Origin of the sequence: Phocaeicola sp. ICN-14070 (assembly GCF_037892625.1) — a bacterium.
Lineage (GTDB): Bacteria > Bacteroidota > Bacteroidia > Bacteroidales > Bacteroidaceae > Phocaeicola > Phocaeicola plebeius.
Window position 1 is genome coordinate 1 of record NZ_JBBKBF010000066.1, and the last position, 19,201, is coordinate 19,201.

20 protein-coding genes and 1 pseudogene are annotated in these 19,201 nt (G+C 50.0%); 1 reads left to right on the top strand and 20 read right to left on the bottom strand.

Features of this window, described 5'->3' with window-relative positions; translation table 11 throughout:
• Positions 1-20: 20 nt before the first annotated feature.
• The 16 genes and pseudogenes from WKT20_RS18340 to WKT20_RS14945 form a co-directional block, all read right to left on the bottom strand.
• Positions 21-101, bottom strand: a pseudogene (locus WKT20_RS18340) (ArdC family protein); the annotation flags it as partial.
• A gap of 5 nt (positions 102-106) precedes the next feature.
• Positions 107-718: a hypothetical protein gene (locus WKT20_RS14875; protein WP_340417603.1), complete on the bottom strand. Its 612-nt coding sequence runs from the start codon at positions 716-718 to the stop codon at positions 107-109.
• A gap of 83 nt (positions 719-801) precedes the next feature.
• Entirely contained in the window at positions 802-963 is a 162-nt protein-coding gene (locus WKT20_RS14880; protein WP_340417619.1) for a hypothetical protein, read from the bottom strand.
• 27 nt (positions 964-990) lie between these two features.
• The gene (locus tag WKT20_RS14885) at positions 991-2,547 is read right to left on the bottom strand and encodes a glucosaminidase domain-containing protein (RefSeq protein WP_340417604.1); all 1,557 of its coding nucleotides are present in this window, start codon (positions 2,545-2,547) and stop codon (positions 991-993) included.
• A 10-nt stretch (positions 2,548-2,557) separates the two neighbouring features.
• Positions 2,558-4,834 (bottom strand): zincin-like metallopeptidase domain-containing protein, encoded by a 2,277-nt coding sequence (locus WKT20_RS14890; protein WP_259031689.1) that lies wholly within the window; start codon positions 4,832-4,834, stop codon positions 2,558-2,560.
• Positions 4,835-4,859: 25 nt separating this feature from the next.
• Positions 4,860-6,656 (bottom strand): hypothetical protein, encoded by a 1,797-nt coding sequence (locus tag WKT20_RS14895; RefSeq protein ID WP_340417605.1) that lies wholly within the window; start codon positions 6,654-6,656, stop codon positions 4,860-4,862.
• Positions 6,657-6,662: 6 nt separating this feature from the next.
• The gene (locus WKT20_RS14900; protein ID WP_340417618.1) at positions 6,663-6,947 is read right to left on the bottom strand and encodes a hypothetical protein; all 285 of its coding nucleotides are present in this window, start codon (positions 6,945-6,947) and stop codon (positions 6,663-6,665) included.
• 23 nt (positions 6,948-6,970) lie between these two features.
• On the bottom strand, positions 6,971-7,783 hold the full coding sequence (locus tag WKT20_RS14905; RefSeq protein ID WP_340417606.1) for a M23 family metallopeptidase: 813 nt from the start codon (positions 7,781-7,783) through the stop codon (positions 6,971-6,973).
• A gap of 26 nt (positions 7,784-7,809) precedes the next feature.
• Positions 7,810-8,475: a hypothetical protein gene (locus WKT20_RS14910; protein ID WP_340417607.1), complete on the bottom strand. Its 666-nt coding sequence runs from the start codon at positions 8,473-8,475 to the stop codon at positions 7,810-7,812.
• A gap of 15 nt (positions 8,476-8,490) precedes the next feature.
• Positions 8,491-9,174, bottom strand: a complete 684-nt coding sequence (locus WKT20_RS14915; RefSeq protein ID WP_340417608.1) for a hypothetical protein — start codon at positions 9,172-9,174, stop codon at positions 8,491-8,493.
• A gap of 12 nt (positions 9,175-9,186) precedes the next feature.
• Entirely contained in the window at positions 9,187-9,882 is a 696-nt protein-coding gene (locus tag WKT20_RS14920; RefSeq protein ID WP_340417609.1) for a hypothetical protein, read from the bottom strand.
• On the bottom strand, positions 9,863-10,354 hold the full coding sequence (locus tag WKT20_RS14925) for a PH domain-containing protein (RefSeq protein WP_340417610.1): 492 nt from the start codon (positions 10,352-10,354) through the stop codon (positions 9,863-9,865). Before WKT20_RS14925 ends, WKT20_RS14920 begins: the two co-directional genes overlap by 20 nt.
• Before the next feature lie 12 nt (positions 10,355-10,366).
• Positions 10,367-11,521: a toprim domain-containing protein gene (locus WKT20_RS14930; RefSeq protein ID WP_149918888.1), complete on the bottom strand. Its 1,155-nt coding sequence runs from the start codon at positions 11,519-11,521 to the stop codon at positions 10,367-10,369.
• A gap of 4 nt (positions 11,522-11,525) precedes the next feature.
• On the bottom strand, positions 11,526-13,094 hold the full coding sequence (locus WKT20_RS14935; RefSeq protein WP_340417611.1) for a hypothetical protein: 1,569 nt from the start codon (positions 13,092-13,094) through the stop codon (positions 11,526-11,528).
• Between the two features lie 25 nt (positions 13,095-13,119).
• Positions 13,120-13,344 (bottom strand): hypothetical protein, encoded by a 225-nt coding sequence (locus WKT20_RS14940; protein ID WP_340417612.1) that lies wholly within the window; start codon positions 13,342-13,344, stop codon positions 13,120-13,122.
• A gap of 22 nt (positions 13,345-13,366) precedes the next feature.
• Positions 13,367-14,125, bottom strand: coding sequence for a DUF4099 domain-containing protein (locus WKT20_RS14945; RefSeq protein WP_340417613.1), 759 nt, complete (start codon positions 14,123-14,125; stop codon positions 13,367-13,369).
• A 220-nt stretch (positions 14,126-14,345) separates the two neighbouring features.
• On the opposite strand from WKT20_RS14945, the gene WKT20_RS14950 reads away from it, so the two are divergent.
• Positions 14,346-15,005: a M23 family metallopeptidase gene (locus WKT20_RS14950; RefSeq protein ID WP_340417614.1), complete on the top strand. Its 660-nt coding sequence runs from the start codon at positions 14,346-14,348 to the stop codon at positions 15,003-15,005.
• Positions 15,006-15,468: 463 nt separating this feature from the next.
• On the opposite strand, the gene tssD is transcribed toward WKT20_RS14950, so the two are convergent.
• From tssD to WKT20_RS14970, 4 genes are all read right to left on the bottom strand, one after another.
• Complete coding sequence (gene tssD / locus WKT20_RS14955; protein WP_004308665.1) at positions 15,469-15,858, bottom strand: type VI secretion system tube protein TssD; 390 nt, start codon at positions 15,856-15,858, stop codon at positions 15,469-15,471.
• Positions 15,859-16,190: 332 nt separating this feature from the next.
• Positions 16,191-17,675 carry an FRG domain-containing protein gene (locus tag WKT20_RS14960; protein ID WP_340417615.1) on the bottom strand — a complete coding sequence of 495 codons (1,485 nt, stop codon included), beginning with the start codon at positions 17,673-17,675 and terminating at the stop codon, positions 16,191-16,193.
• 110 nt (positions 17,676-17,785) lie between these two features.
• Positions 17,786-18,583 (bottom strand): hypothetical protein, encoded by a 798-nt coding sequence (locus tag WKT20_RS14965; protein WP_340417616.1) that lies wholly within the window; start codon positions 18,581-18,583, stop codon positions 17,786-17,788.
• Positions 18,580-19,201 (bottom strand): RHS repeat-associated core domain-containing protein (locus WKT20_RS14970; protein ID WP_340417617.1); only part of this gene is annotated, 622 nt, incomplete at its 5' end. The genes WKT20_RS14970 and WKT20_RS14965, both read right to left, overlap by 4 nt.

Here is a 19,201-nt window from a genome sequence, read left to right on the forward strand (position 1 = left end):
TTATGTTGAGGTCAACATAATATCATCATTTCAGCGAACAGGTCCAGAGCCTTGTCCTCGCTGTTCGGCCCGTCGCTATGCTGTTTTCTGTATCCGGTCATATCGCTTACTGATTGAGGTTAGACGATTCCGCTACATACTGGGCCAGTTCTTCCACCTTGCACGACACGTTCACTTTCCCATTGTATGCAGAAAGGCTCATTTCTCCTTTGGCTTCCACTTTCACGCCCGGCTGCAACCAGGCTTCGCGTTCCTTTCCGAAACAGAAGAAGCGCACCCATTGGTACTCGAACCCGTCTTCCACCTTCTCCGTGCTGAAGGCCGAAAACATCGTATAGGTCTGTTCTTTCTTGTCCCTCTTTTCCTCGATCTGCTGACCGACCTTGCCGCGGAACTCCATGACTCCCCTGACTGCATCCGCCGCATGGACATCCGCCGTTCCAATCTCACTGGCGAAGAGATTGAAGTAGATCCGGTCGCCCCGGTGTTTGAGGAACATTGTCCCTTGCACTTCGACCCGGGTGCCGTTCCGGTAGCTTCCGGTCTCCTCGCTGGCAGTTTCCTTGCTGACATCCACTTCGATGGGAGCAGTCTTCCCTTCGGTAGCAGAAATCATCACCCGAAGCGGGAACACCAGGAACGATTTTCCTTCCTTGTTCGTGCGTATCGACGCATCACGTCCGATTACGCCGCATACTGTAACATTGCATTTGATCATCTTGATTGTCTTTTAATGTGAAACATGATTTCCCGACAAGCAGGATGTGGTTGACTGATTGTTGAGTTGAGAATGTACCGCCTCTAATCGGGTGCGCGTATCATGGCCCAGACCAGCCATCCGGCGAGAAGCAGCTGCACGCCCACGATGATGAGCGTGGCCGTCAAGCCGAAAATCAGGTAGCAGGACAGGACATACAGAACAAGGTAGGACAGTCCGAACAAACCTCTGCATAGCTGTATCATCACGCATTTTATCATATCGCCTTGCATCTATCTTTTCAGATTCTCCGTCTGTCCCTGCTGTTGGGACATCCCTTGCTCAAAATTACGGGAAGCCGCTTCCGAAAGGATGACCCTATTCAGCATACCGGCTACACGCATCCGTTTGGACTCTTCCGATAGCGAGCCGTTATTCAGCGTTACGGACAACCGGTTCAATTCGGCAGCAGTCAGTTCTCGTGACACCTTCACCGAACCGTTGTCCGCCTTCAGGACGGCTTTCCCGTTCTCACAGACGGTCAGCTCACAGCTCTTCATCTCCGGTACAAGCGGTTTCAAGTCGATTCGCCGTTTGTCTGCCGCTTCCGAAATGGCTTCCATCTGCTCCTGTTCATTCTTCCTGTCAATCTGTACGGCCAGGAGCATGAGTGAGCTGAAGGCGGTCATTGCCATCTCCACAACGGGATCGTTGCATCCCGACATTCCCACGCCGCTGTCCTCGGAGGAAAGTAGTTTCTTCATCCATCCGTCGGGTGAAATGCTTTTGTTTGCAGCAGGCTCCTCCAATCCCTTATATCGGGCCAGCAGGTCATTCCCGTTATGCAGCACTTGCTGCCTGATATGCCCTTTCCGGGCAATTTCGGTCAGATACGCTGCCGGGTCAATCTCTCTCCGGGTACCGTCTGCATAGAAGTTTGTTACCCCGAAATGCAGGTGTTCGTCCGTTGTCCGTGTACCCGTATTTCCTGATAGACCGAGCCTTTGACCGGCCTGGACCGTATCACCGGTCTTGACGGATATTTCCCCGAGGTGCATGTAGGTACATTGTACCTTGCTGCCGTCCTCACGGGCATATTCCACCGTCAGCGACTTGCCACCGGGTGTATTTCTGTTCAGGTTCACTGCCACCACCTTGCCACCGTTCTCAGTTGCCAGCACCGCATCACCGTTACAGCGTATGTCGATGCCCTTGTGCATCTGTTGCCGGGTTCCATCCGTCGGGTCCTGGCGCATACCGAAAGGCGAGGTCACGAAAAGGAACTCCTTGCGTTCCACTGGAAACGAATAGTTTGTGCCTTGCGGTGCGTTTCCGGAAGTTCGGAGCGGATTGTTCTCCACCTCGAACTCCCGGCCTTGCCGGGTCATCTCCTGCATCACCTGCCGGTCATATTTCTGCAGACCGTTCTGTTCGATGATCTTCTGCAGGTTCTCGGCATATTGTCCGCCTGAGGCATAACCCGCCTGTGCGATGCCTTCCGTCCATCCCTTATAGTCATCCGGGGCAAGCGTGAAGCAGCGGGCATAGCGGCTGTTCTCTTTCAGGAAACGTGAATGGTGCTCGTAGGAATCACCGACGCTGTCATAGCTGCAGAACTTTTCGTTCGGACGGTCATCGGTATAAATCCCGTACCGGCCCCCTCCGGCAATCCATGCGGAAGTAGCCTTGACACCGAAATGGTTGTTTTCGTTCTTTGCCAGCCGGCTCTGCCCGTTGGAACTTTCCAGTATGCCTTGTGCCAGTGTCACCGAAGCTGGTATTCCGTATCGGCGCATCTGCTCCATGGCAAATTCTGCGTAGTTTGCTGCATATTCTTGATTCTTGCTCATATCCATATAGTTATCTGTGAATGCCTCTGTAGGATTCCTGTTCGGCATTCCGGTTCTCTTTCGCAATCATGTCCGTAATGACTACACGCTCGTCGGCACGGATGAACTCCGGCAGGTAGCTGTCAAGCAGGTTTGCCCGAAATTCCACTGACTCCGTAAATCCGTACGGGACTCCGTCCCCTTTATTCAATGTCAGCCCCAACAGCTCTGCACTGCGCACGGCATCTTCGTTGAAAAGTAGGTATTTGTTACCGCTCCGTACCAGCTGCATGGCATCGGGATGCTTCTCCTTCAGCTCGTTCCATGCTTCTTGTTGTGGGGAAAGGTTTTCTCTCTTGCTTTCCGGTCTTTCCAGTACTGTCGCTTCATTCTGTCGCTGTTCGGCCTCCTGTTCCTGTTTCTCCCCGGTATGTTTATCCTCTGACCGGCCCTTTTGCAGCACGTCGGCAAACAGGGCGGCTGCCAGATGGCGTTTGTAGCCGTCCCGGTCTTCCGCTATCCACATCCGCTGCCACTGTTGCGGTGTAACGCTTCTGGCCGGTGACTTTCTTCCGTCGATGGTGGCAACGCACTGGATGCCGTCCTGCTTGGTCTTGAATATCGAAACACGCTGGATACGGTTCAAGTCTATTTCCGGTGCTTCGCTGCCGAACAGGTCCACCTTCAGGTCAGGTTTGACTTCCGCCAGCGCATAATACTTGTGCGCCAGCTCCATCCGTACCTTGCCGATATTATCCATCGACTGCTTGAGCGTGGAGAAAAAACGGTTTATATCCTCCTTGTCAGGATAGATGCTGTACCCCGGTTTGTTTTCGGGTTTCAGATAGAGTGCCCAGCGTCTTTTGTCGTCCTGAATCATTTCCACCTGGTCAAACCCGATTTCGTTCGCCCGTTTGACGGCCGAGGACACATCAAGTGTGGACAGTTTCTCCATGGCCCAGTTTTTCAGCCTCGCCAGCGTGATCATCTTTTCGGCAAAATAGCTATCATCGGGATGGTAGCCCAGGGCACCGTCCGTATTGAAGAAGCGTACCTGTTCAATACCTTCCTTCTGTAGGGCCCGTGCGATGCGTCCCTTGTTCATGCCCGGTATCTCGTTGTCCACTTCCGTGGAAGCTCCGGCTGGAAGGATTACATCGGCCGTTTTTGCCTGCGGGTCGATGACCAGGACTATCTTTTTCGATTCCCTGTCCGGGTGCTGCCGGATTTCATTCGCCACAAAATAGTGTTTGGGCATCTGTTCCTGCATGGTCGAGGTGTCACGCCGGTTGCGTAACGTGGCATATTCGATTTTCTCGCCGCGTTCCGCCTTGTTGATAACTTCGATGGCATTGTTTACGTCGCTTTCGATGGCAGCTACCAGATTGGGATTCTCCTTCAGTTCCCGGCACCAGTATTCCACTGTTTTCAGGCTTTCTTCCGACAATCGCGCCGGCAGACCCAGCTCCAGCATCTTGATACCCGAGGCCAGCTCCACGATCAGCCGTTCCTGTCGGATGGCATCCTCTGATGGGGCCACGCCTTTCTTCATCACCATGCCTTCACGTGCCAGCCGCTGTTGGTGGCCGGTAGCACTCACTATCTGCCGCAGGGCTTCCTGCACATAGTCATGGTAGTGTCCGAACTCCCTCTGTCGCGGCATATAGACCGCATCCTTGTCCGTTTCGTAGTGGGGCACACCGCTTCCGTCCGAACGTACCGGTACAAGGTTGTCACGCATCTTCAGCAGGAAGTCGTTGAAACGGATGCGCAACTGACGGTTGTCGCTCTCCGTATATCCTCTCTCCACGGCACTGCCGTAGCGTTTCAGGGCCGCTTCATAGCGTTCCTTGTCCACATAGGGCAATGTAGTCTGGTCAATGTTGAACAGCGTGCGGATTTCACGGTTATGCACACCTTTGTACAGTTTCTGTTCTTCCTCGCTCAGTTTCAGGTAGTCGCCCCGACTGATGATGAGTTCAGGATTGTTGCGATGGACATACCTGTCCCAGTTGTAGAACAGGAATGGAACGCCTTGCTCATGCTCACGTACCGATATGCCTTGCGCCTTGGCATCGCTGAAGAGTGTGAACAGGTTGGTCTTGCAACCGTTCCTGTCCGAGTGCAATGCCATGAACAGGGCGTTGAACGCACTGACCGAAACACCCTTGGGATAAAAGAGCGGATATCCCTTTCCCGTTGCGTTGAGCCAGTGGCCTCCGGCATTCGAAGCTCCGCCCAAAGCCGCAGAAAGCAGGTCTATCTGTTTTTCTTCGGCTTTCTTTTCGATTTGCGATTTCTCTTTCATATCGTCTTTCTTTTGATGATTAGGATTATTGGATTCCCCTTGTCCGCACGATTGTCTCCTGCTCTCCGTCTTCATAGTGTCGTGAGGCTGTCTGCCGGAGCTGGTCGCTCTTGGCAAGGACGGCATTTGCCAGGGTATTCAGCGGCAATGCTCCGGCATGGTAGGCTTCCGCCACCGTCGATGACAACTGGATGGTACAGGGTATCCGGTCTATCGTAGCTATCAGCGTCGATCCTTGCAGGACCGGATTTTCGATACGGGGATTCAACGGTTCGTCCGCATAGCGGCGGTACAGCGCAGCGTTTCGGCCTGTTACATTCAGTTTCCCTTCGCTCCGTTCCTGCAGGGCTTCGTTTCCAGCCTTGTTCAGCAGGTTTACACCTCCCAGACCGATCAGAAGCATCTTCAGCAGCGGATTACGCACGAACATGCCCGCTACGATACTCGCTATTGGCAGCAGGTTGTCACCGATACGAAGTGAGGGTGACTTGCCGGTGAAGATGCCCAGCAGTACATCGGGAAGCATGGCCATCACATAACCGAGGTTGCCGATGATATGTTCCATGCCGTCCAGCCCCAATGTGCCGAGAAGTCCGTCCCAACCGTTCCCGTTCTGCGGTGTTGTCCGGGTGTCTTGTCCCGGCTGTTCCTGTGTTGCCGCTCTGTCGTCCGGATTGGTATTTTTCCGATTCTTGTCTTTCTCTTCTTCCATGGTTTCCTGCTGTTCTGCCACATAGGTTTCTGTTCCTTTTTGTGATTTCAAATCCCGCAGATAGGCTTCCTCCTGTCCGGAAGCAACGACCATCGGCACGTCCTTGTACCGTTGCGGACGTTGTTTCCCCTGGTGCAGTACATCTGCCCAGGGTATGCCTGCGCCGGGGTTCTGCACCCATTCCGTGAAACTGAACTCCATGACAGGAACGGGTTGCTTCAACTGTCCGTTGGCTTCGCGGATAGCCTTGTTGTCTTTCGCCGGCAACCGGTTTGCTTCCTTCCGAAAATCCTCGAAAACATTCCTCCCGCTTCCGAACACCCCTTTGCTGATGCACTGTTCCACCGAAAGGGATTCCGGTCTGTCAGGTTCAAGGCTGTCGGCTACCGTGGAGATGGCTATGTCCGCACCGACAAACTTAGCCAGTGTCGTCCATGAACCGGTACCGCCCATCATCAGGGTGTCGGCTGCCGCACCCAATACCTGACCGGCTCCTTTTTCCCATCCGTTCGGGCGGTAGGCTGCCTCGCTCCGTGCCTCGATTTCCTCGGCCAGCGGCGAACGGTTCAGTGTCTGTGACAGTCCCAGCAGACTGGACTCTCCGGCCTTGCGGAGGATGTAGGCGGCTGACGATTGGGGTATCCGTTCCTTCACCAGCCGGTCAATCATCATGTCATTTACCCGGTGGTCCATATAGGCATAGGCCAGGTCGCAGCCGAGCTGTACCGACAACTCATCGTAACGTGCCCGGCCCACTTCCTTTACGACCGTATCACGCCATTGTCCGGCCATGTATGCCAGGTCGTGCTGCATCTTTTCCGAGCCGGCTATCTCCGTGCGGCACATCTCCACATAATCTTCTGTCGTTTTCGAGTTCCACTCACCGGTCACTTTGAGCTGCTGATACGGATCATGGAACGGTTGTGCCGATGATGCCATCATGCTCAGGATGCCGCTTGCCGAAGAAGAATATTCCTTCATTTCTTCCACCTGCCGCTGATGAAGGACTTCCCGCGTCTTTGACATGACCGGAGCGATATGGCAGTTGAAATAGTCGCTCACAAGGCGTTCCAACTCCGCAAACTCTCTGCTATGCTTGATTCCGTCCATTGTGTATCATATATTTATCCTGTTCATCAATAATTGTTCTTTCGTCTGTTCGATGGCCTGGTGGTAAACCTCCATCTGTTTGGGATAAAAGGCTTCCAGCCATGCGTCCTTTTCGATGTTGCCGCGGATGAACCGTATGGCCTGTTCCCGTTCGATCTCCACGGCTGTTTCTCCCTCTTCCCGGTTGTTGAACCAGGCTTTCGTCCACCACCTGATGCCGGCCCGGTCCGGATAGACCGTTACTGCCCGGGGAATGTCGAAGCTCTGGATGTCAATGTCCAGTTCCGCCAGCGGGTCGATAACATCTCCGCTTTTCAGGGCTTCGTCATAGAGTTTTTTTTTATGTCAACGCCCATGGTGGATAGGTACACATCGTGCCGCAGGGCAAGGTAATGCAGGAAGTCGGCGATGAGCAGATTCTGTACCTTGCAGGCAAGCGGCATGGCTTTCTGTCCCAGTCCGAGCGGATTGGCCATGCTCGGCATATTCTCGTAAAAGTACTCTTTGGCTGCACCCATCGTAAAGATATGACGGAGCGATTGTTCCGTATGTGCTGGAAGCCGGTAGGCACCCCGCTGCAGGTCCTCCATGTAGTGGGGCAGGAAGCGCAACATCAGCTCCTCGATTTCCTGCCTGTCCGATTCATAGTTGGTAGACAGACTCATCTCCATGCCGGTGAAGCCCGGCTGCTGCATGGCCCGTATGTTACCGTAGAGCATGGTCAGAAATTCCAGCGGATTCAACTCTTCACCTTTGAATTTCACGCCGATATGCAGCTTGTCACCGCTCAACGCGACCGGCTGTCCGGCTTTCACTCGCTGTCCGAACTGGGCGAACACATTCGACAGATGTCCGTAGGTCACTTCATACTCTCCATAGCGGATGCTCTGGCAGATGCCGAGCATCGGGTCGTTTCCCACTCCCGAAACGATACCGCTGGCAACGGCTGCCAGCGTGTAGCACCGCACGTCGAAGTCGATGCCGTGGTGGAAATATTCCTTGCCCGTCACCGGGTCGATCTGCTCGCCGTAACCCAGCGACAGCTCCACATCCTTGCCCTGCCGTTCCTCGAAAGGCATACAGTATCCGCTTTCTGAGGAAAGGATCATTTCTTCTGTATATTTCATTGTCAATGCTTATTGAATTGTCTTTTCTATCTTCTCATTCCTCCGTTGTGCCTCTGTTCTTCCGCCGGAGGGTCGGGTGTCTGTACCCGTTGTGCATTACCTGCGTCAGGTGTGCGGAGTACACCGGCATTGTTGCCGATGAGCATCATTCCCAGGAATGCACCGGCAATCTTGCCCAGCCAACCGAAACGGCCGAATATCAGGAACGCTGCCGCTACCAGTCCTGCCATATTCAGCCCCGACACTTTTCCTTGTCCGAGGTTGCGGAGAAAGTTGCCGAGCATATCGGAGGCTCCTCCGTTGGCGGTCTGTTGCAGGAAGTTCGTTACGCCGTCCAGTTTTGAATGGATGCCTGTCATGGCATCACCGATGGCTCCTACAGTTTCTCCGGCCTTGTCTGTCAGTGCCTGCACGCCCTCTGCCGTGGTCGAAAGGGAGTCTGTTGCCTGTTCTCCGATGAGTGCATCACTCACGATGCGCACCACGCTCTTGTCCGTTGTCAGCTTTTCCCAACCCACGTAGCCGACTGCTCCGCCGACGGTGGCCGTCTTGATGGCCTGTCCTGCGCCCCGCAAGGTCTGCGAGGGGTGAAGGGCTGCATTGCCCACACTCTTGCCGGTAGTGACCGTTGCTTTTCCCATACCTTTTACGGCCTTGCCGCCGTATCTCAATAATGAATCCCAAAATCCCATACTGTCATTCTTTTTTTAAGGTCTAACATTCTTTCCTATCTGCCGCCAGCGTCGTTTGGCTGCATCCACGATACCGCGTTTGTCTGCTGCCGGGCGTGCCCCTTCGTCGATTTCATGCCAGACATCGCCCAGGGTGGTGTATTTCACCGCCTTGGTCAGCCGTTGAAGTTTCGTGTTCATGGTCTTGAGTTTCGGCCGGATGCCGAAGACAATCTCCATCCGTTCCTTTTCTGTCATCTTGTTGTCCGAGAGACAGGCCGTCCGGATGTCGTTCACGACCTCCACGCTGTTCATGATCAGCTCCCGGTATATCCGGTTGCGCTGTGCGGAGAGGGCGACGGCAAGCGCGTTGGCCGGACTGCGTCCCAGCTGTTTCGTAAAGTCCCCCATATTGTCCGTCAGTCTCGATACTTCGTAGTAGAATCCGTAGATCTGTGCCGCATAGCAGACAATGGAGCGGAAAGAGTCCAGGTAGTTGTTGAACTCCCGTTGCAGGTCGGTCGTGGCTTCCACTTCTTCCTTTGTCCACACGTGGCCGGTGGTCTGCATCAGCATGACCTTTTCCTGGTTCTTCAGTTCCTTCTCTGCCTTTTCCGTGTAGAGCAGAATCATGCCGGCAAGCACCGGGTCGTTCTGTGCCCGTACCTTGCCGATTCCAAAGCATAGCAGCAGTAGGCTTATCCAGATAGTTCTTTTCATATCCGTTCATTTTTATCGTGCGAGAGCAGCCGCCCTGCGCCAGTGTGACAGGGCCATGCGTGCCACTTCGCCGTTGTCCCGGTCGAGCATGCCTGCCGTCACGTTGTTCCACATATCGTTCAGGGTATAGTAGCGTATGCTCAGGTAAAGCAGGTGCAGCTTCCGGCTGAAAGCTGCCAGCTGGTCATTCAGTGCCCAGAGGGTCTTGCTGCGCTCTGCTCCGGTCAGCATGTTTTCCGTGCCGCCTTTGGCCACCGCATCGTTGAGAAGCGTGAACACGGAAACCAGTTCCGTTGCCGTTTCAATATACAGGTTGTTCATTCCGATGCTTGCCACAATGCCTTGCGGATTGTTCCGGACCGCCTTGCATAGCTTGCCCAGCGTCAGAAATATCCGTACACCGTCGTTGTAGAGGTGTGTACAGGCTTTCAGTGACGAAGCATAGCCGCTGACCGTCTTGAGATAGCTGTTGTACTGCTTTTCCCATTTGTGGATCCGGTTGAACTCGGCGGCGATGGTATTCTGCAGCAGGGCTGTCTGTGTCTGTCCTTTGATCTGCTTCTCAACCTGCTTGTTTATCAGGTCATTCCCTTCCGCCAGGGCTGTCCACTCCAGCGGATTGGAGGCTGCAACCTGGGCTTTGGCCGCCTGTGGAAGCAGACACACCGACAAGGCGAGTACAGTCAGGCTAATGATTCGTGATTTCATATATTCCCTTATTTCGTTTATTGATTTCCACCCGTTCACGGATGACCGATACGATGTCCTCCCTGCAGCGGATGCCTATGAGATCCAGACGGGGTGTATTCCTGTCCATGGAGAGGATGCGCACTGTCTTCAGTCCGCAAAGCTGCTGCAGTAGGCTCTGGTGCTCCTGAAAGTCCACGATGCGGTACAGCTCCATATAGTCCACTTTACGGTAGAGAATGCCATGTTCACTGATAATCTGTTCCGTACCGATGCTATAGCGGATTCTCCGCAGATAGATGTAGCGGTAGAGCAACAGCAGCGTCAGTGCGGCGGCAGCAGATACGGCAGCGACGGTCAGCGGGAGTCCCTCCATGCCGCCGTACACCCATGCTGCCGTACACAGCAGCAGTGTGGGCAGTTCGTCAATAATGAACTGTCCGTTGTGCGGCGTGTATGTCAGGGAACGGTTTGAAGGACGGTTTTTCTGCATAGTCTGATGTGTTTAGCGGTGAAAGCCGTTGTTTCGGCTGTTTTCTTCCTTTTCTTCGGAATGCGGTACTCCGACCGGTTCTATCAGTCCCTCTATTTCCTTGAGGTATTCCGGATTGGTCCTTTCGAGCAGTACGTCATTCCAGTCCTTGTAGCAGGGCAGCATGGGAAACACCTTGATGCGGTCGGGCGCGATGTTCATTTCCTGGGCAATCGTCTTGAACCTTTCGACGAAGCTGCGTCCGGCGGCATCGTTGTCAAAGCACAGGAAATGGCTGGCGGCAGGCGTTTCGGTAAGCATTCCACGGATCTGTCCGTCAGTCGGTGTGCCGCCGGTAGAAACATAGATGCTCTTTCGGGACAGGTCCGGATTGCTTCTGATCATCTCCCGGTTTACCTGATAGAACGCCATGGCATCATACGCACTTTCAAACCAGGCGATTCCTCCGGCCTTGTCCAGCGGTTCCCGCAGGTTGGCAATCCACAGCCCCTCGCTCGAATTGCTTCCTTCGGCCTTGCCCTTGTAGCTGCCGCTTCCGTCCATGCGCGGACGACCGCGCTCTTCCAGACCGACAATCTGCTCCGGATTCCCGGGCAGGGACAGCGGGAAGGCAAGGTTGGTGAATTGCAGACCGTCCGCCCGGTGCCTGGTTGCCAGGAAGAAATCCCGGTGAAAGGCATACTGCGTATACAGGTCGATGCCGCGGTGCTTGAAGAAAGGATAGAACTTCTTCTGCGTTTCCCGGTCCTGCGGATTGAATCTGTGTATGTCGTAGTCCGTCATCTGGAACGGTTTCACGTCCCGTTTGGGTTGGACAATCCGGGTTTCCCGCTCCGTGACGGGTATGTGCAGCAGTCTGTTGCAAACGAGGTTCACCAGCCTGTCCGGAGACATGCCGGCATGATACTCCGCAAAGAAGTGCGGATGCTCCTTGATGAAGGAGATGATGTTATACACTTTCTGCTGTTGTGCGTGGAAACAGCATTTCCCCTGTTGCGTCACGATGAACTTGTCTCCACGGATGCGTCTGCCTTCGTTGTCCAGACGGACATACGCAGGATAGCGCAAACCGTCCCGGCGGTTCAGGTGGTACCCCGCATCAATCAGCACGTCCTGTATGTTCAGGCGTTGCAGGAAGTCGTCGTAGGTAAGTTCTCCGTTTCTCATAGGCTTATCTTCCTCTTCTCATTTCGTTGATATCCTGGTTCATTTGCGCCTCAAAGTAACGGATGGCCACATCCCTCGGAGTGTCCACACCGGGTTTGAAGTACGGCCGCGGACCGCCGAAACATTCTCCGTGGAAATGCGGGCCGTGCTGGTGATGATGGTGATGAAGGTCGTGGGCGACCTCCGAGGCGACCACCGCACCGGCTGTAAGGGCAGCAAAGATTTTCACACCCAGTCCCTTGCTTGCTTCCGGGTGGGTTTTCATGTCCACTTCGCTGAAAATTTTCGAGAACATCTTCATGCGGTGATAGTCGTCCACGGCAAGGAACTTGTCGTAGTCCTTCTGGCTGATCTCATGGCTGATGACCTTTCCGTCTATGACAGCGGACATCTTGTATTTCCCTTCTGTCTTTGTCGGCTGTACGGCGATCTCGCTCACCTCGACTTCCCGACCGCGTTTCTCCTCCCGGTACCATCCCTTGTTCTCGTTGAGGTATTGGAGGTCACGTCCGTCCACGGCAGCACCGACCGTACCTTGTATGGAGGCTTGCTGCAGCGTAGCTTCTTCCGGCTGAAACAGATTCTGTTCCTGCCGTTGCCGCTCTTCCAGTTCCTGCTGCACTTCGGGATGCAGTCTGATTGCGATGCGGTCGCTGCTGTTGAGCTGTTCCAGGGTCACTTTCTCGGCATAATCCGCCCGGATGATGTCGTTCAGCAGTTCCAGACGCTTTTCCACGGGCTGCTCCTCGATGGAGGCTTTGACCAGTGTATGCACTTCCGCTTCCGTCAGGTCATAGACCATGTCGGCCTGTACGTTTTCTGACTGTACGGTCAGCGTCCGTTGCTCCGCATCCACGATCAGTCCGTGTGAGGCAAGACATTCCGACCATTTCTCGTTGGAGAAATAGACCGGAGAGGCTATCAGTTCCTTGTAGGGACGTGCCGGTTCCGTACTGCGCGAACGGCTGACAAGCGGTGTGATGGCCGCCTGCAGGTTCTGAAGCACGTCCTGCTCCCTGGCAGGAGGTTCCGTCTGACGGCCTTTGTAGTAGAATCCGTAGCCGCCCGATTGCAGCTCACCGGGTTTCATGCGTCCGTCGGGGCGTTCGGGTACGATGGAGGGACCCGGAAAGAATAGTTGTCCGCCGACCCTGCGCAGGTGGAAACCCCATTGGTGACGCGGAGTCCAGCCGAGGAACGGCGGAGGCATGCCCAGCCGTCCCAGATGCCCGTACTCGCCGATGCGGTAGCCGTGCAGCCCCATCGCCACACGTCCGTTGGCATTGCGGGCATGGACAAAGTTCTTGGGCATGTAGAAGTCTTTGCCGATGATGCTCGTAAGCACATTGTAGGCTTTCTTGTTGGCCGTATTGGTTCCCCAGTCCGTCAGGGCCAGCATCTGACGTTCGGTGATCGGATAGACCAGCAACGGCGAATCATGTCCCTGCACGATCAGCCGGTAGCCGCCTCCGTCAAACGCAACATGGGCCTGTAGCCCGTTGCGCAACAGTATGCTGTGCATTTCGGGCTGCAAGTCCATCTGCCGGGGGTTGGTATTTGTTCGTATCGCCATAGTCTGATGTTATGATGTTGGTTTGTCAAGCGTCGCCGCGTTCCAGGGCTTCCTCCAGCTGTCCGTCCTTGAAGCGGACGAAGGCGGCTGCGGAGTCTTCGCCTACCGTGAGGCCTTTGTCTGCACAGTAGTCCGCATATTCCTCCTGCCACTCGGCAGAGTAATGGTTTACATAGTCGAGCCAGCCGTATTCACCGCTTTGCATTTTCTCGACAAGAATCTCTTCGGGGTAATATTTCTGATGTGCCATATTTTTTTTGATTGGTCAGGTTCTACTTGTGAAGGCCGGCTGCACGGTTACGTTCACCGCTCTTCTTCTGTTCGTTCCACAGTTCTTCGGTGTATTCCTCCTCGGGGACATAATCAAGGTTGCCGTCGTCGTCCATCACCCAGCAGCCGTAGCAGCCGAAGGTGTATTTGTCCCATTCCCTCTTGGGCTGTTCCTTCCATTTCTGCGCGTCGCCGGCACAGAAACGGATGCCGGTCTTGTTATGCAGGTCAATACCTACCGTAACAGGTTCGCCTTCCACCGCTACTGTCAGCGGCTCACCATGCTGCATGCCGTTCACTTCCACCGTACCGAGGTGCATCATTCCGGCTAGCACTTTCAGGTTGCGGGCGATGATGGGGGTCGGGACATACATTACCTGTTTGGTCCCTTCGTCAATCTGTACGAATGACTTGCTGCAGCGTCCGTCCGCCATCTCCACGTCAGCGATGATGGTCTTGCCTTCCAGCAGCTGTTTCTGCTGGTTCTCGTCGTAGCGTTCCAGCGGCGAGGACTTCAGTGCGGGATAGAAGACTACATCCACCGCTCCGCTTTCCATGCGGATAAAGGCAAAGCGGCTGCGGCTCTCGATGGTTTCGCCGTTCTCGTCGGTCACACGTACGGGCAGTACCGGTGAATAGCCGCCTCTCCCCATTTCTTCGAGTACACGCATGGGCAGGTCTTCAATCATCTCTTGCGTGAGACCGAAACGCGCCAGTGTCTGATAAGGCAGTTCGTTGAACTCAAAATGCTCTTGTTTCATATTATAAATAATATTATAAAGTTATATTACGCAAATATAGAATGATTCTGTTCTGAGAGTTAATAAGCGGATATATAAGTGATTAAAAAGCATGAAATTTAGCACTTGAAATATGATTTGAGACAAATATTCATATTTCAAACAATAAAATGTATCATATTTGGAAGGAAATCTTCCGATAGCAGGAGATGAGTAGGACGAGTATGCTATCTTTGCCGTTATGAGAAAATTTTTATGGTTGATGGCGGCGAATGTCTGCTTATGTGCAGTTCCCGCCAAAGCACAATTCAATACCGTTGCTGCCGTTCCTGCACGCTACAAGGTAGAGGTGTCAGGTAAGGGTACGGAACATACATTGCCGGTTTGCGAAAATGGGATTTCCACGGAAGAAATCCCCAAAGATACCCCGGCATCAGAAGATATGGATCAGAAGAAATGGATGGAGCGTTATCTGAGCGTAAGCTATCCGCTGCGCCGTATCAGGGTCACTTCACCTTACGGCTATCGCAAGGACCCGTTTACCGGGAAAAGAAAGTTTCATGGCGGACTGGACTTGCATGCCCGGGGCGATGAAGTGATGGCCATGATGTCCGGTCGGGTCATCAAGGTCGGCCAGGACAAGACTTCTGGCAAGTATGTGACCTTGCAGCATGGCAGATATACCGTCAGCTACTGCCATTTGTCGAAGATTCTTGTTGTCAGGGGCACGCTGGTCCATCCGCATGACGTGGTCGGTATCACAGGTTCCACAGGGCGCAGTACCGGCGAACACCTGCACATCACCTGCAAGATGGACGGCAAGAGTGTCAATCCCTCTGTGATGCTCGACTACATTCGGTCTATCCGTCAGGAATGTGTGACAGCCTTGGCTGGAATGTAAAATCCGCTTTCAGGTATGATTTTCATTGCTGATGTATTTTCCCGTTTGGCAATGATGCAGAATGAACTTTTTCCTTATACCTTTAAGACATAAATTTAAAGAAAGGCATAAAGAATGGGAGGTGTCAATTTTAAAGGTTGGAATATATCAGAGCAATCCAGTTGCAACATCCAGAAAGCGTGTTAATCAGACAGACTACAGAATCCGGCAACTAAGCCAAACTGCAACTATAGGCTCAATAAAAACAATAGCGACTGCAACTATTAGATTTGTAGTGACAGTCGCATTGTTGTATAGAAAGGTTTAACACCTGTAGTTCTTCATTTACAGAAATGTAGCAATAAGAACATAAAATTTGAAATAGTTAAAGACACTACAAATCCATTATCACCACATCCACGAACTAAGTTTGTAATATTCATTGATATGATAATATCCATACGATTAAATTTCATGTTTCTTCTTACCATTGATTGCTTAAATATGCGTCTCCTATCATAATAATATCCGCAGAAAATGTGATAGTGGAATACATTTGGCGTTTCCTGTCAACATTGTAAACCTCTTTGTAATATACGATATACGCATATTTGAACTCCACGACACGAAAGATTGAATTATCCTTAGTGTTGTAATAAATCACCTTGCCGCTTATCGCTTTGAAAGGACTGTTTACCATTGCTTCAAGAATAGTAGTTTCTCTGGTAGATTCAACGGTTATGGTAATACGTCCGCCAATAACATTTGTCACTGGCCTTCCTTTATTATCTGTCTTGCGGTTAAATTCAATATGTGATGAAATCACTTCTATATCCTTCCCTTGCAAGCACACGGTTGCCTTTAATTCTGCCATGCTGATCTTATTATTTATTATAAAACCAAGACATTTCGCCTTGGTTAAAGCAGTCAGACCGCTTTCAAGACAAGAAGGAGGATATCATATTTCGCAAATATAGAATTTTCCCTTGAACTTAACAAGCAATCAATTAAATTTATTAACCGACAAGATAGAAGAAACACTGCTTACAGGCTGTCCTCCCTTTTAAGTAGTATGTATACAAAGTAGAGAAATGCTTGCAAGTTCAAGATATACCACAAGATTAAGACTTGAGGTAATTTTTTCAAGTTGAGAGCCGAGCTATCCGCGTAATAGCTCGGCTTGTTTTTTCTGAAAAGAGGGAAAGGTTACTTAGGCAGATGGTATTTGTCCTTTATATGCTCGGCCACGTGTTCGACTTCTGGAAACAACGTTGATTTGTCTATGCCGAGGGCTTCAAGCTGCTTCCTAATCTTCCGCTTCTGCGCTTTATTGATGATGTACACTTTGTAGCTGAAGTTGAGTGATGCTGGTTGGCTTTTATTGCCATTGATACCATAAAGGAAAAATGCCCCGGACTGCCGGATTATGCGAGGATTGTCAAACATCGGTTTTACACAAAAGACTCTCTCGATATCCTTTGAGTCAATCACATTCTGAAAATGGGGTTTCTCGTACTTAATTTCATGCAGAAGATATTGGATTTCCTCTTCGGAGTTGAACTCATTCCTATCCAGTTCTCTCAAATCTTCGATACTGAAATCTATTGGGCGTTTGGCGATATTAGAAACGACACTGACGGCATCGCTATCAAAATATTTAATATCTGACGTTTGAACTTCGAATCGGAACAGTTTTCCGTCAACGGCATCATTCTCGCACGCAAAATACAGAGCTACCAAAGGATTTGTAGTAATATCCAAGAGACGTGTCGGCAAGGAATAATGCTGCATCTTGACCAACTTCTCAAAGGTAGATGTACACCCTTTGAAATCAGCCGGACTTTGAGCGATAATATCTCTGAAAATTCTATTTTCATTTTGGATTAAAAATTTCTCTCGATAGATGGAGGGAATCAATTCAAAACTCTTATCTGACTGTCCTCGATAAAAGATATGGTAATCCATATCGTCCTCTAATTCATCTTCAAGCTTCTCGAATAGAGTCCGGATGCTACCAATACTTGATGAATCACTCTCCGGTGTATAATTATATGCCTCGTATGAAATCTCCCACGGACGTTTCCTAAGAGTCTTGACTATTTTTTCTGACAACTCATTATATGATGCAAAACTATCATAAGTGTAGCCCAGTTTTTTACTTCTTAGATACAATGAAGTGTTGGAGTCCAAAGGAACATATCTTTCCGGATTAGCGTAGAACAGAACAATGCTGAGCTTTCCCTTTCCGACACTTTTAATGTTCAATGCCGTTTGAAAAAGTCGTTCATCTACTTTCCCTTCTTTTACCTGTCCGAACAATTCCCATAATACATTTATATCATTGTTGCCCCTGATTGTCTTCCATGGGAATAGATGCACTTTCATGGGATGGGTTGTCGGGATGCCTGATACATCTGTTGGTTCTGGACACCTAAAATTTAGCCTGCGCCTTAAATCCTGTAGGATTTCTACTCTTCTTTCATCGGAGTGAAACTTGTTGAGATACGACAAGAATGTGAACGGGTCTATTTCTTGTAGTGTGATCTCTTTACCTTTTTCTGTGCCATCTCGAAAACCAGTAATACCTATATCTTTTAGTGTAGATATAAGTTTCGGTTGGCTATTCTGTTTTCCAAGTAGCCAGTTGGATAATTCTTTATAGAATGGTATCCATGTAAATTGCCTATCCATTGTATCTGTAATACTAATTTAAATTCTTACATAATGCCTCATACATGTGCCGTCACTATCTATTATGCAATTATTTTATTGGTTTATAATCAATTTATTATCTCTTGTTGCTATTTCCAAAATTGTTCTAATTCTTTATATTCTCCAAACCAAAACTTAAAGTTTTCTTTATTTATACCGTCTTTACCTAACCAAAAATCTACAGGATAACTCCAATCGGAATTGTGGTTTTTTCGGGGAGCAGATGCAAAGTTTGTATATTTTTCAAGAAAACCTCTATGCTCGTTAGTTTCTAAAATACCACAATACCCCAAGGTTTCTAATAATACTTGCCTTTGCTCTGTGTTAGATTTAAATCCTTTAATCTTACCTATTTTTGATTGAACTATTTTTTTTATAGTATCTTTTTCATCTGCATCTAAGAGAATAGTAAGTATTTCTGAAAAAATTCTAAAATCAGATTCAATTGGTTCGACTAATTCCAATTTATTGGTTTGCAATAGATAATAATAATAGATTAATAAATCATGACCTATTAGCCCCCCTACATCTGAGAAACATTCTTCAATTAATTCTATATCTACTTCATCTATTTCAATTTCTATTAAAGAAGAACAATATTGACAAGGGATCCTACTTATAATAAACTCTTTATCTTTTTTATTCATTTTATCAAATGATAACTCACGGATAGACAAATCTTTACCTATACTAAAAGAATGCTTAGGAAAACTTTGCATTATAGCAAAGACTGGCAAGCCACTTCTATAGCTTAATTTATTCTTGCTTAAACTCGATAAAAATAATGAAGTATATTTCTTTTTATCATTTTCCTTATATTCTTGAAAGATTTGCTCAATGAGTTCATCATGCGTTGTATATCCTTTTCTTTTTAAAATTTCTATCATACGCAACCTCCTTTAAATTTTAGTTCGTCTAAGGTCGGTAACTCACTAACTTTTCTACCATTCAGTATTTTATCAGCATTACTTAATCTCTTCCTACCTATACGAGTCTTTTGTTTTGTTTCTGAAATACCATTGATTTTATTTCCCCTGACCTTATCGCTACCTCTACCTAATAAATTATTTTCGGCAATCCCCCTTTGTTCAATTCCTCTTACTGCATCATAGTTAGTCCCAATATCAGTTTTCTTTTGAAGGGTATCTCCCTGACCAAACCTTACTCCGTCACTTCCTTTGGTATTAGCATGTCTTCTTGCTACATCCTGCATTGTTTGATTATCAGATGCTCTTCCAAAATAATAAGGTTTACCTTCAGCATTTACTAAAACATAATTCCAATCTAATCCAAATGGATCTGTAATTGAATTCGAATCAGATACATAAGAGTAAAAGTTATATTCTCGACTATTCAGCCCAATTGGGTCAGAAGAAATGTACATACCCATATCCGGCGAGTAGTACCTGAACCTGTTGTAATACAATCCCGTTTCTTCATCCTCGTACTGCCCCTGATAGCGGAATGGCACAAGCGTTCGGTCCCCATGGCATTCCTTCACCTCT

Excerpts from the sequence above, each read along its gene's own strand:
- WKT20_RS14875 (WP_340417603.1), bottom strand. The coding sequence starts at position 718 with ATGATCAAATGCAATGTTACAGTATGCGGCGTAATCGGACGTGATGCG.
- WKT20_RS14880 (WP_340417619.1), bottom strand. The coding sequence starts at position 963 with ATGATACAGCTATGCAGAGGTTTGTTCGGACTGTCCTACCTTGTTCTG.
- WKT20_RS14885 (WP_340417604.1), bottom strand. The coding sequence starts at position 2,547 with ATGAGCAAGAATCAAGAATATGCAGCAAACTACGCAGAATTTGCCATG.
- WKT20_RS14890 (WP_259031689.1), bottom strand. The coding sequence starts at position 4,834 with ATGAAAGAGAAATCGCAAATCGAAAAGAAAGCCGAAGAAAAACAGATA.
- WKT20_RS14895 (WP_340417605.1), bottom strand. The coding sequence starts at position 6,656 with ATGGACGGAATCAAGCATAGCAGAGAGTTTGCGGAGTTGGAACGCCTT.
- WKT20_RS14905 (WP_340417606.1), bottom strand. The coding sequence starts at position 7,783 with ATGAAATATACAGAAGAAATGATCCTTTCCTCAGAAAGCGGATACTGT.
- WKT20_RS14910 (WP_340417607.1), bottom strand. The coding sequence starts at position 8,475 with ATGGGATTTTGGGATTCATTATTGAGATACGGCGGCAAGGCCGTAAAA.
- WKT20_RS14915 (WP_340417608.1), bottom strand. The coding sequence starts at position 9,174 with ATGAAAAGAACTATCTGGATAAGCCTACTGCTGCTATGCTTTGGAATC.
- WKT20_RS14920 (WP_340417609.1), bottom strand. The coding sequence starts at position 9,882 with ATGAAATCACGAATCATTAGCCTGACTGTACTCGCCTTGTCGGTGTGT.
- WKT20_RS14925 (WP_340417610.1), bottom strand. The coding sequence starts at position 10,354 with ATGCAGAAAAACCGTCCTTCAAACCGTTCCCTGACATACACGCCGCAC.
- WKT20_RS14930 (WP_149918888.1), bottom strand. The coding sequence starts at position 11,521 with ATGAGAAACGGAGAACTTACCTACGACGACTTCCTGCAACGCCTGAAC.
- WKT20_RS14935 (WP_340417611.1), bottom strand. The coding sequence starts at position 13,094 with ATGGCGATACGAACAAATACCAACCCCCGGCAGATGGACTTGCAGCCC.
- WKT20_RS14940 (WP_340417612.1), bottom strand. The coding sequence starts at position 13,344 with ATGGCACATCAGAAATATTACCCCGAAGAGATTCTTGTCGAGAAAATG.
- WKT20_RS14945 (WP_340417613.1), bottom strand. The coding sequence starts at position 14,125 with ATGAAACAAGAGCATTTTGAGTTCAACGAACTGCCTTATCAGACACTG.
- WKT20_RS14950 (WP_340417614.1), top strand. The coding sequence starts at position 14,346 with ATGAGAAAATTTTTATGGTTGATGGCGGCGAATGTCTGCTTATGTGCA.
- tssD (WP_004308665.1), bottom strand. The coding sequence starts at position 15,858 with ATGGCAGAATTAAAGGCAACCGTGTGCTTGCAAGGGAAGGATATAGAA.
- WKT20_RS14960 (WP_340417615.1), bottom strand. The coding sequence starts at position 17,675 with ATGGATAGGCAATTTACATGGATACCATTCTATAAAGAATTATCCAAC.
- WKT20_RS14965 (WP_340417616.1), bottom strand. The coding sequence starts at position 18,583 with ATGATAGAAATTTTAAAAAGAAAAGGATATACAACGCATGATGAACTC.